Origin of the sequence: Acholeplasma laidlawii (assembly GCF_015709225.1) — a bacterium.
Classification (GTDB): domain Bacteria; phylum Bacillota_I; class Bacilli_A; order Acholeplasmatales; family Acholeplasmataceae; genus Acholeplasma; species Acholeplasma laidlawii_A.
This window is the reverse complement of sequence record NZ_JADNRS010000020.1, coordinates 16,172-28,151: the sequence shown is the minus strand read 5'-3', so window position 1 is coordinate 28,151 and position 11,980 is coordinate 16,172. Positions and strand designations below refer to the sequence as shown.

Genomic DNA, 11,980 nt, shown 5'->3' with positions numbered 1-11,980 from the left:
ATATCTACATAGACTTCAACATATGTTTCATCACTTAAATCAGTGATTAGAGCATCATTTGAAGTAAATGCTGGTAATAATGCATAAATATCAAATCCAAAAATGCCATTTAATTCATCTTTATCAAATGGAACACCTTCAGGATCCACCGGATCAACTGGTGTTTCATCTTCTAAATATTGATATACTCCAACACCATAAATAATTGAACCAGGAACAATCTCATCATCTGCATAAAGATAAATAAATAGTTCTCCTAATATATATGCATCTTCTAAGTCATCATAAGTTAGTAAATTTTCTAATAATGCATCATAAGCCATTAAATCAGATTCTGTCCAATCAAAAACATCGATATAGACGTCATTAAATAAGTCGTTTGAGTTATCAATCACTTCATAATCGCTTGTTACAATTTCAGGAATTAATGCATATACATCAAGTCCAAAAATACTGTTAAGTAATGTTGGATCAAATGGTGCACCTACAGGATCAACTGGATCTACTGGAGTAGTACCTGCTTTATCCCCATAAATAGCTAAACCAAATACTGTCAAGCCTGGATATGTTTCGTCATCAATAAATACATAGACAAAATAATCCCCTACTTTGTGAGCATCTTCAACTGCATCATAAGTTAATGTACTTTCAATTAATGCGATATAACTATCTGCATCTGCTTCAGACCATGTAAAAATATCTACATAAACATCAAAATAAGTTTCATCACTTAGATCAGTAATTAGAGCATCATTTGAAGTAAATGCTGGTAATAATGCATAAACATCAAATCCAAAAATGCCATTTAATTCATCTTTATCAAATGGAACACCTTCAGGATCCACTGGATCAACTGGTGTTTCATCTTCTAAATATTGATATACTCCAACACCATAAATAATTGAACCAGGAACAATCTCATCATCTGCATAAAGATAAATAAATAGTTCTCCTAATATATATGCATCTTCTAAGGCATCATAAGTTAGTAAATTATCTAATAAGGCATCATAAGCCATTAAATCAGATTCTGTCCAATCAAAAACATCGATATAGACATCATTAAAGAAGTCATTTGAATTATCAATCACTTCATAATCGCTTGTTACGATTTCTGGAATCAATGTATAAACATCTATGCCAAAAATACTGTTAAGTAATGTTGGATCAAATGCTGTGCCTGAAGTAATTGGAACTTCCTTAAATTGTGCAACATAAACTGTATCTGCTGTAGCTGCTACAACCGCTTTATCCCAACCAGTAAACTCAAATGTATGTGTAAGTGTTGCTTCCTTTGTTGGTATTTGACCAGTATATGCAGGTACTACACCTGATGCAACTTCAACAGTTTGTAAAACCGTATCATCATGATTTTTAAAACTTATTTCAAAAGTTTCTACTTCCCCTAAACTTTCCCACTTAGCGTAAAAACTCTTATTTTCTGTAGAACCAACTTCTACTTTACCAACAAAACTTGATTCAGTATTTGATGTAGACCAACCTAAGAATTTAAATCCTTCTTTAGTAGGCGTTAATAAATTGACTTCATCTAGTATTGTAAACTTGGATACTTGTTCAGGATGAATCACACCTCCATCTAAGTGTAGTGTAATCGTATATTCAATGATTGTCCATTTTGCATATAATGTCACTGAACTCGTAATATCAGTTGTTAATTTAGAACCTTCACTTAAATCACTTTCTAAATACCAACTATTAAAAGTATATCCTGATTTTTCAGGTACCACCTTTTCAATCTCTGCTAAAGCATAACTTGATTCAAATTCAATGGCTTGAATATCGTTTCCGCCATTGGTTTCAAAATCAATTTTGTAAGCAGTTAATTCTGTACACGCTATTAACACGAGTGTCATCAATAACGTAAAGATTATGCTAATTTTCTTCATAAAACTCTCTCTTTCTTATGTAAATAATTTATGCGTAACAGTTATAATAGCATGTTTAATCGAACTTGTAAAAGAAACTAATTTCAAACATACTTAAAAAGATAAAAATTCATAAAAATAAGCATGCGATCTTTTCTAATCGCATGCTTATTTTCAGTTTTTCTTAATACTCGGATGTGACTCTAATAATTGTTTAATACCATGAGGCATACTAAATGCGATTGTTGCAATATCTTTATCTACGCTCACTACAATACCTTTACCAAATACTTGGTGAGTGACACTATCACCAGGTTTTAAGTAGTTACTACTTGTTCCTTGTTGTGGTGTGTAGTTACCCTTTTTAGTAAAGACTTCTTGTTCAGCCATCATTTCTTTTAAGAACCTAGATGGTCTTGGATAAATTAATGCGCCATATAATAATCTTTTCTCACTACGGGTTAAGTAAAGTCTTTCTTTAGCTCTTGTAACACCTACATAGGCGATACGTCTTTCTTCTTCTAGTTCATTTAAGTCCATAAAGGATTGACTTGAAGGGAAAATTTGTTCTTCCATAACCGTCATAAATACCACTTTAAATTCTAAGCCTTTAACTTGGTGGAAGGTTGAGAGTACTACTGCATCACTGACCTTATTTCTATCAAGGTCACTATAAAGTGCAATTTGATCTAAAAGCTGCATGAGCTTTTCAAGGAAAGTTCCCTCATAATAGGCTTCAGCTTGAACAAATGGGTTTTTTAATTCTTTAATATATTCAATACGTTCTTCTGAGTATTCATCTTTATCCGTTTCAAGCATTTGATTATAGCCTGTTTTATGGGCTACATAATCCACTACTTTGCCTAACTCAGTAAAGTTTTGAAAGTCAAATTTCATTTCTAAAATTAGGGTTTTAAACTCAAGTAGGGACTGTTTTGTTTTACCGGATATATCAAATGAATCAATGGCATCAAACATCGACATGTTATGTTCTTTTGCATAACTTTGTAGTTTGTTTAATGTAGTTGGTCCAATAGCTCTTCTTGGTGTATTAATAATACGCATTAAATAAAAGTCTAAGTTAGGGTCTACAATAAGTCTAATGTAGGCTAGAATATCTTTAATTTCTTTTCTTTGATAAAAAGATATACCACCATATAACACATAAGGAATGTTGTATTTCATGAAGACGTCTTCAAAACTTCTACTTAAGGCATTATTTCTATACAAAATAGCAATATCTGAATATTTATAGCCACCATCTTCAATAAGTGTTTCAATTTCATTGGCGATCATTTGAGCTTCGTTTAAATCGCTTTGTGCTGACCAGATAAATGGTTTTAAACCATTTCCCAAATCTGTTTCAAGTGATTTTGAAAAGGGTCTGTTTTTATTGCTAGTGATCAGTTTATTCGCAAACTTTAATATTTCTTTAGTTGATCTATAGTTTAAGTCTAGAACGATTTCTGCTTTACCACCATCTTTATCTTTAAAATCATTTAAAAAGAATTTGGCATTATCATAGTTTGCACCACGAAAGGCATAAATCGATTGGTCAGGGTCCCCTACCACAAATAGATTTTTTTGTTTTCCTGCTAATAGTTTCATCATTTTATATTGTAAGTGATCGGTATCTTGGAACTCATCTACTAAAATAAAGTTAAATTTGTTTTGATAGTATTCTAAAATATTTAGATGTTCATCAAATAACTTATAGGTAAGTATTTGAAGATCATCAAAATCTAGTAAGTTATTGGTGATAAGTTCATGTGTATATTTTTCTAATACCAATCTTTCATTCGCATTATCAAAATAATCGATATTTTGATGCTTAAATAAAGATATTTTATGTCTTATAGCGTTTGCTTTATAAGACTTCGTATCTAGATTTAGATCTTTAATAATCTTTCTAACCATCGCTTTAGCATCATCTTCATCGATGATGTTAAAGTTAACGGTATAACCCATTTTTAGATGTTCAATATCTCTTCTTAAAACCTTTACCCCAAACGCGTGGAATGTATATATCCATGTATTTGTCGCATAAGGTCCAGCCATTTCAACGATACGTTCTTTCATTTCTCTTGCTGCTTTATTGGTAAATGTTACAGCTAAGATACTATCTGGTGCTACGCCTAGTTCTTCAATCAAATATGCAATTCTAGTGGTTAGTGTTCTAGTTTTACCTGTACCGGCACCTGCAACGACAAAAAGAGGGCCACTTACATGGGTGGCCGCGTTTTTTTGTTGTGGGTTTAATTGTTCTAACCAATTAGTCATCTTCATATTATTTATAACTTTTCTTAAGCGCTACAATTTCATTAAATACATATTTATTATCTTTATCGTAGTAACAGTTGAAATATCCATTTCTAATGAATTGGAATTTTTCTTCATGCAATACATCTTTTAAGCTACCTTCAATAAAACCTTGTTTTACTATTAAGGATTCTGTGTTAAATCTTTCTTCTAATGATAGTGAACTATCATTTTTAAGTAGTTGACCATAGAAGTTAAAGGTTGCAGGAATTGCAGTTGTTGCTTCTACAAAATGAATGGTACCATCAGGTTTTCTTTCATTAAAGCCAGAACCTGATAATGTCGCTACATCATAAGTAGCAAGTATTTCTGTAATATTGCCTTCACTATCTTTAACTACATCATTTGCTTGAATAAAGTATGTATGGAATAATCTAACTTCTCTACCTAAAGATAGACGTTTGTACTTCTTATCAGGTCTTTCTTCTAAGAAGTCTTCTCTATCAATATAGATATGTTTAGAAAATGCTATTTTTCTGCTACCTAGTGATTCATTTTCACTGTGGAATGGTACATCAAAATATTCTATTTTGTCTTCTGGATAGTTTGTGATTGTCACTTTAATTGGATCAATGACTGCAAATGCACGTTTAGCACGCATATTTAAATCATCTCTAACAAATGATTCAAGCATGTCCAGTTCAACTTCACTATTTACTTTAGCTAATCCCGTTGCAAGAATAAATGCTCTAATTGCTTCTTTGGTATAACCTTTTTTACGTAAACCAGAAAGTGTTGGCATTCTAGGATCATCCCAACCTGTTACAAGTTTAGAATCCACTAATTGTTTTAAGTATCTTTTTGACATGACTGTGTTTTCAATACCTAAACGTCCAAATTCAATTTGTCTTGGTACTAAAGGCATTTCGGTTTCTTTAACAACCCAGTCATATAATGGTCTATGGTCTTCAAACTCTAATGAACATAAAGAGTGTGTAATCCCTTCAATGGCATCTTCAATTGGATGGGCATAGTCATACATAGGATAAATCTTCCATTTATCTTTAGTATTATGATGTGTTGCAAAATTGATTCTGTATAAAACAGGATCACGCATATTCATGTTTGAACTTGTCATATCAATTTTTGCACGAAGTACTTTAGAACCTTCTGGATATTTTCCTTCTTGCATTTCTTCAAATAATTTTAAGTTTTCTTCAACAGATCTATTTCTATAAGGAGACTCAATACCTGGTGTAACTACATCGCCTCTGGTTTTAGATATTTCTTCAGCTGTTTGATCATCTACATAAGCTAAACCTTTTTTAATTAGTACCTTAGCACGTTCAAACATTTCTGTAAAATATTCACTCGCAAAATAAATCGCTGCAGGATCATAGCCTAACCATCTAACGTCACGTTCGATCGCTTCTACATATATCGAATCTTCCTTAGATGGATTCGTATCATCATATCTAAGATTTGTTTTTCCGTTAAACACTTTAGCGAGTTCAAAGTTAGTAATAATTGCTCTAGCATGACCAATATGTAAAAAACCATTTGGTTCTGGCGGAAAGCGTGTGATAATCTCTTTATGTTTACCGGTTTCTAAATCATTTTCCATAATTGTTTTTATAAAATTTGATTGATTTTCCATATATTTCACCTCTTCATAATCTTCAAGTTCATGCATCATTCTAAATCTTTTAAATTGTTAATTTTGTTTATTTAAATCATCATTTAATACATCATCATTTATATCTATTCTAAATAGAATACTTACAACTTGATTATACTTATTATATCATATCAAATGGTATAAATTAGTATGTTATCAAGGAAATATGTGAATATTTTAAAGCCTTTATAAATAAAGTGAAGGAACATGTTTTAAAGTCATGTCCCTTCATTTTTAAATTATTTATTATGGTAGTAAACTATCTACATCAACTGAAGTGTCTAGTGTTAAATACAGTGAATTATAGAAAGCTTGTTGTTCTTGTGGTGTTAGTGTGTTTAATGCATCGAGTAAACCTTCTGTATCCGTTGGATCATTTGTATAAACATCTTCTAATGCAGCATAATCAGGATTTAATAGGATTGTTGTTAATGCTGCATCAATTGCATCTTGTAGTTCTGCTAGGATAGCTGCATTAGCGCCTGTAGGCGTTACAACAAATCTTAAGTATTTACCAAAAACAGCTACACTATCCACTGTAGTAGATTGTCCTGCAAAGTTACCCATAAAATCTTTAAGAATAATTTGATTACCAACAATCATTTCGTTTTCACCAACTAGATTTAGTATGGTTGTTACTTTATTGTTTGTAACGGTTGTATCATCGCCAATATGAATCACATCAATTGTAAATACTAAATCTTGTTTATCATCAGATATTGAAGGTATAGATACTAATGTGAAATCTGTTTGGAATACTTTAGATGGATCAGCTTGATTGTAAAGTTTCATAATAATTGTAAAGTGTACTTTATTATCAATAAATCTAGCATATAAAGGTAGTGTTTCTAATACATAGATATTGGTATCAAACTCAAAGGTTTGTGACATATCCATGGATTCACCTACATAGTACTCAATTAATTGATTAAATGTTTCTTCATGCATATCATAATTTAATGAAGATCCACCTGTAATAGATGATAATAATAAAGTTGTAAGTTGAGACTCAAACATATTATTTAATTCTGTTTCATCACTGATTTGGTTTGTTGTTTGATAAGGTGTTTCAGTTGAACGCATCTTACCGAGCGCGATACCAATACCACCAACATCTTCACCAAATGCTGAAACTAATAATTCTTCTTCATCTACAAAACCAAGTAGTGCTTCTATCATGAGTCTGTTGGGATCTTCTTCTTCAGATATTAAGTTAATTAAATCTGTTGTGTTGACCCAAATAGATTTTGTTTTTAAATCATAGTTACCAAAACCAGATACTGCGTTTTGGATTAAACCATTTAGTCCATCTTCTGTAAAACGACTTACTATAAAGTCAGCTGCATCATACATCCATAAAATTGGCATGTTACCAAACTTAATTTCTTTGATAGTTAATTTATATTGTGTAATCAGTTCGTTATCAACTTCAACTTGTTCGATATTAATATCTAAGTCTAAATAAAGTGTTGTTTGATAATAGATATTAGAAAAACCTGCATCAAGTCCTGCTTCTATTGTAAGACCAGTTTCATGAAACGCTAAGGTTACACCTTTAAAACCACCATTGTTGTTACCAAAGGCAATTGCATATTTTCTAGCATTTAAATCAATGGCTTCATCTGTTTTACCAAAGTCAGGATTTTCAGCTGCATAGATATCTTTTAATGCTGCATTCGCCTCACTACTTGTTAAAACAAAGTCAAATGATAAGGCATTTTCATCAGCAATGAACTCATCTAGTTTGTTGCTGGCAATATCATTAAATGATAAGCCTTCATTTGCACTAAAATCATCTACTGGTGCACTGTATCCTTTGTACATAACTACAAGTATAATTATTGGTGTTAAGACAATCAGTAACAATGCTAATTTAATAATTCTTTTAATCCATTTGAACATATAAATCCCCCCTTAGGTGATTCTATTATATGCGTTTTTTATATAATTTTTATATATATTGCTTAGATATTTAGATAAAATTGATTGCAGAACTTCCCTTTAAATAATAATCTTTTAATGCACCCTGTTTCTTAAATTGATAATAGGCTGCTATACCAATCATTGCAGCTTGATCTGTACAATATTTAATACTTGGAGTAAGTATTTCTAAGTCCGTAATACGTTCTTTCATTTTAGTTCTTAAACCCTTATTTGCTGCAACACCGCCTGCAACAACTATTTGTTTAACACCTAAATTATTAGCTGCATCTTTTGTTTTTTGAACTAATACTTCAGTAACAGATTCTTGGAAAGATGCACAAATATCTTCCACTTTAAAGGATTCATTTCTTTGTTTCATATTGTGTACTAAATTAAGTACAGAACTCTTTAACCCTGAAAATGAGAAATTAAATGGTTCATTCTTTAAAAAAGGTTTTGGTAAATTATAGATTGCTTCACCTTGATGAGCTAATCTATCCACGACCGGGCCACCTGGATAACCTAGACCTAACATACGTGCGACCTTATCATAGGCTTCACCCACTGCATCGTCTAAAGTTGTACCAAGTAGTTCAATATCTAAATGATCTTTAACTAATAAAAGTTCTGTGTGTCCACCACTAACAAGTAGTGTTAATAAAGGAAACTTCATTTCGCCTTCAATTTGTGCTGCATATATATGTCCTAATAAGTGGTTTACACCCATTAAAGGAATTTGATTAGCATAAGCAAAAGTTGTTGCTGCATTAATCCCTACAAGTAGAGAACCAATTAATCCTGGACCTTGTGTCACTGCAACTAAATCAATATCTGATACTTTAATACCTGCATCTTTTATTGCTTTATCAAACATATATAACATAGACTCAATATGCGCACGTGAAGCGATTTCAGGTACTACACCACCGTATGGTTGGTGTATTTTTATTTGTGATAAAACTGCATTTGATAAAACAATTTTACCATCTTTTGTAATTGCAACACTTGTTTCATCACAAGATGTTTCAACAGATAAAATGATCATTATTTAACCTCCATGTGCATCATATAGCCATCTTCTTTATCATAATAATTTGGTATAACAGTCACTATTACGGCACCATATTTTTCATAAAAATGAATTGCTTTTTCATTGGTTACTCGAACCTCTAAGACAAGTGAGTTGACACCACTAGATTTCATTTCTAATAAACCATGTTCAAAAAGTTGACTACCTATACCTTGTCCTTGATACGGAGTATCCACCAAGAAATTTAGGATATCCGCATTTGTATCAATTTGTCTAAAACTTAAGTAACCAATGATTTTGTTATTTAAGGTATAAACGTAGATACGTGAGAATTCATTTTCCAATAGTTCACTTTTTAAAAAAGAATACCCTAGTGAAGCACCAAATACTTTTTCTTCTAACTGAACTATTGCTTCTAAGTCATGAATGACTGCGGTTCTTATCAAGATTCTTCTCCGCTTCTGTTTGTCTTAAGTAATTTGGGATAAGCGAAAATACATCTTCTACTTCTTCTTTTTTATCAATAATAACTAGACCATCCAGCTTAATAGTATCTGGACTTAAAAGAATAAGTATTTCTTTTTCCGCATCAGATAATTCATCTAAATGTCTTACTTTTTCTTCATCTAAAATGATACCTTTTTCAATCGTAGCACTAAAACCTTGATCATTTCTTGCATCATGCCAAATAAGTGCTTTTTGTTGGTATCCTGAACTTAAAAATACTAGACTACTTACCTTATAAAGTTTAACATTAGTTGCGTAACTTAGCATTTTAGCAGTCATCACACCGACTCTTAAACCTGTGTAAGAACCAGGTCCAACACCTACAATAATACCAGATAAATCTTGCACCTTTAAGTTATGTGTCTGAAGCATGTGTTCAATCATTGGTACGATATGTGCTTGATGATCTTGTTTACCAAATCTAATATGTTCATCTAACTTTACTTGATTATCATAGAGCATAATAATTAAAGCATTGGTTGATGTATCTATAAGTAAGTATTTCATATATTTTCTATCCAATCTAAGTTTCCATCACTAGTTGATATCTTAATTTCTCTGTCTGTATCGTTTAACCATTTAAGTTCCACTAAGACATGCTTTTGTGGGATTAATTCTTCTACTTGACTTGGCCATTCAATCACTGAAATAGCATCTTCATCTAATATATAATCTTCAAGATCAAAATCTAAACCTATACCGTCCATACGGTATAGGTCTAGATGATTTAGTGTTTTAGTACCTTGATACGTCTTTAAAATCGTAAAGGTAGGTGAATTAATGACTCTTGTAATACCAAGTGCTTTACCAATACCTTTTGTAAAGGTTGTCTTACCACTAGATAAGTCCCCATTTAAAAGAATTACGTGATACGATTTGGGTAAGTTTTCGATTAATCTCTTACCTAATTCAATTGTTTCATTTGCAGATTTGCTTATAAATTGTCTCATTTTTTTCCTAATAATCTAAACATATTTTTCTTGTAAGCTTCAACACCTGGTTGATCAAATGGGTTTACCTCTAAAAGGTAAGCACTCATTGCACATGCAATTTCAAAGAAATAGACTAAGTAACCAAAGTGATATGCATCCATTTTATCGATAGTTATAACAATATTTGGAACGCCACCATCAATATGAGCTTCCTTAGTACCTAAGAATGCTTGTTCATTCACATAAGATATTTCTTTTCCAGCAATGTAATTTAATTTATCTAAATCTTCTTCTACAAAAGGAATAGATAGTTTATCTGTCTTTTTAACATTTAAAACTGTTTCAAAAATGATGCGATTACCATCTTGAATTTGTTGACCTAAAGAGTGTAGGTCTGTAGTAAAGGATGCAGAGTGTACTAATAAACCTTTTCCACCTTTACCTTCTGATTCGCCAAATAATTGTTTCCACCATTCAGCAAAAAATGCTAAACGTGGTTCATAGTTAATTAAATACTCCACATCTTTACCAGATTGATTTAATAAAAATCTAGTCACTGCATAAAGATATGCTTTATTTTTCTTTAAACTTGGATCTTGGGCATCATGATATGCATCCTGTGCACCCTTAATCATTTTTTCAACATCAATACCAACAAAAACAAAAGGTAGTAAACCAACAGCGGATAATACAGAAAAACGTCCACCCACATTATCTTCAATCACAAATCTTTCATAGCCTTCATTGATTGCTAATTGGTATAAAGAACCACGTGCCTTATCTGTTGTTGCAAAAATTCTTTTTCTAGCTTCTTCTACACCATATTTGTTTTCAATATGTGCCTTTAATAATCTAAATGCTACTGCAGGTTCTGTTGTTGTACCTGATTTTGAAATCACGTTAATGACATAGTTTTTCTTGTTTAAGTATTTAAGTAAATGTTTTAAGTAATTAGCAGATAAATGATGTCCTGCAAAAATGAGTTCTGGTTTTTGTTTTTTAAATGGTGTTTTTAAAAATTCATATCCAGCTTTAGCGCCTAAATAAGAACCACCAATCCCAATAACAACAATCGCGTCAATACCTTTGTGTTGTTCTTTTAACTTATAAATACGATCTAGTTCTTCTTTATCATACGTTAAAGGTAAATCTAACCATCCTAAAAAATCATTACCCAACCCAGACTTATTGACAATGACATCATGTAATTCATTCACTTGATCTTGTAAACTAAAAACATTCGTTTTAATAAATTTTTTAGCATCTTTTATATCTAATTTAATCATTTTTTAACGCCTCTTTCTTTTCTTTAACCCATTCATCTAATTTTTCTTCTAAAGATCTAAATCCAATTTTAATATCTACTTTTTCCATCACTTTAGAGTTCACTAAAAGTGCACGCTTATACGACAGTTGTAGCTTTTGATTTTTTTCATCAAAATCTAATACAATTGCATATATTTCATCACCAATATTAAATAGTTTAGTTATATCTTGAACAAACCTGTCTGATATCTCAGAGATGTGTATAAGTCCTTGATAGTTCTCATATTCTACAAAGACACCATAGGGTTGTATTCCAGTAACTTTACATAAGATACGTTCATTTTTTTGCATAAAATAACCCCTAATATTTTCAGTTTATTATATCATTATTATACTTTTACATAAAGTAATCGTGATGTGAAAGCGTATGATTATTTAAATTATGTTAATTTTTAAAGAAAAAGGTAGAAGATAACTTCATTTATGGTTTATCTTCTAC

General features: G+C 31.2%; 10 protein-coding genes. All 10 read right to left on the bottom strand.

Annotated features, from left to right (window positions below):
• The coding region (locus tag IY230_RS01790; protein ID WP_196369631.1) for an InlB B-repeat-containing protein at positions 1-1,907 on the bottom strand (1,907 nt) is incomplete at its 3' end.
• 153 nt (positions 1,908-2,060) lie between these two features.
• Positions 2,061-4,172: a UvrD-helicase domain-containing protein gene (locus IY230_RS01785; protein WP_196369630.1), complete on the bottom strand. Its 2,112-nt coding sequence runs from the start codon at positions 4,170-4,172 to the stop codon at positions 2,061-2,063.
• Between the two features lies 1 nt (position 4,173).
• On the bottom strand, positions 4,174-5,802 hold the full coding sequence (locus IY230_RS01780; RefSeq protein ID WP_196369629.1) for a glutamine--tRNA ligase/YqeY domain fusion protein: 1,629 nt from the start codon (positions 5,800-5,802) through the stop codon (positions 4,174-4,176).
• Between the two features lie 267 nt (positions 5,803-6,069).
• Positions 6,070-7,725, bottom strand: coding sequence for a hypothetical protein (locus IY230_RS01775; protein WP_196369628.1), 1,656 nt, complete (start codon positions 7,723-7,725; stop codon positions 6,070-6,072).
• 70 nt (positions 7,726-7,795) lie between these two features.
• Positions 7,796-8,791: a tRNA (adenosine(37)-N6)-threonylcarbamoyltransferase complex transferase subunit TsaD gene (tsaD, locus tag IY230_RS01770; protein WP_196369627.1), complete on the bottom strand. Its 996-nt coding sequence runs from the start codon at positions 8,789-8,791 to the stop codon at positions 7,796-7,798.
• The gene (rimI, locus tag IY230_RS01765; protein ID WP_196369626.1) at positions 8,791-9,222 is read right to left on the bottom strand and encodes a ribosomal protein S18-alanine N-acetyltransferase; all 432 of its coding nucleotides are present in this window, start codon (positions 9,220-9,222) and stop codon (positions 8,791-8,793) included. The genes tsaD and rimI overlap by 1 nt, the downstream gene beginning before the upstream one ends.
• Complete coding sequence (tsaB, locus tag IY230_RS01760; protein ID WP_196369625.1) at positions 9,197-9,790, bottom strand: tRNA (adenosine(37)-N6)-threonylcarbamoyltransferase complex dimerization subunit type 1 TsaB; 594 nt, start codon at positions 9,788-9,790, stop codon at positions 9,197-9,199. Before tsaB ends, rimI begins: the two co-directional genes overlap by 26 nt.
• Positions 9,787-10,233 (bottom strand): tRNA (adenosine(37)-N6)-threonylcarbamoyltransferase complex ATPase subunit type 1 TsaE, encoded by a 447-nt coding sequence (gene tsaE, locus IY230_RS01755; protein WP_196369624.1) that lies wholly within the window; start codon positions 10,231-10,233, stop codon positions 9,787-9,789. The genes tsaB and tsaE overlap by 4 nt, the downstream gene beginning before the upstream one ends.
• On the bottom strand, positions 10,230-11,501 hold the full coding sequence (locus IY230_RS01750; protein ID WP_196369623.1) for a glucose-6-phosphate isomerase: 1,272 nt from the start codon (positions 11,499-11,501) through the stop codon (positions 10,230-10,232). Before IY230_RS01750 ends, tsaE begins: the two co-directional genes overlap by 4 nt.
• Positions 11,494-11,832 (bottom strand): S1 RNA-binding domain-containing protein, encoded by a 339-nt coding sequence (locus IY230_RS01745; protein ID WP_196369622.1) that lies wholly within the window; start codon positions 11,830-11,832, stop codon positions 11,494-11,496. Before IY230_RS01745 ends, IY230_RS01750 begins: the two co-directional genes overlap by 8 nt.
• Between the last annotated feature and the right edge of the window lie 148 nt (positions 11,833-11,980).

Excerpts from the sequence above, each read along its gene's own strand:
- IY230_RS01785 (WP_196369630.1), bottom strand. The coding sequence starts at position 4,172 with ATGAAGATGACTAATTGGTTAGAACAATTAAACCCACAACAAAAAAAC.
- IY230_RS01780 (WP_196369629.1), bottom strand. The coding sequence starts at position 5,802 with ATGGAAAATCAATCAAATTTTATAAAAACAATTATGGAAAATGATTTA.
- IY230_RS01775 (WP_196369628.1), bottom strand. The coding sequence starts at position 7,725 with ATGTTCAAATGGATTAAAAGAATTATTAAATTAGCATTGTTACTGATT.
- tsaD (WP_196369627.1), bottom strand. The coding sequence starts at position 8,791 with ATGATCATTTTATCTGTTGAAACATCTTGTGATGAAACAAGTGTTGCA.
- tsaB (WP_196369625.1), bottom strand. The coding sequence starts at position 9,790 with ATGAAATACTTACTTATAGATACATCAACCAATGCTTTAATTATTATG.
- tsaE (WP_196369624.1), bottom strand. The coding sequence starts at position 10,233 with ATGAGACAATTTATAAGCAAATCTGCAAATGAAACAATTGAATTAGGT.
- IY230_RS01750 (WP_196369623.1), bottom strand. The coding sequence starts at position 11,501 with ATGATTAAATTAGATATAAAAGATGCTAAAAAATTTATTAAAACGAAT.
- IY230_RS01745 (WP_196369622.1), bottom strand. The coding sequence starts at position 11,832 with ATGCAAAAAAATGAACGTATCTTATGTAAAGTTACTGGAATACAACCC.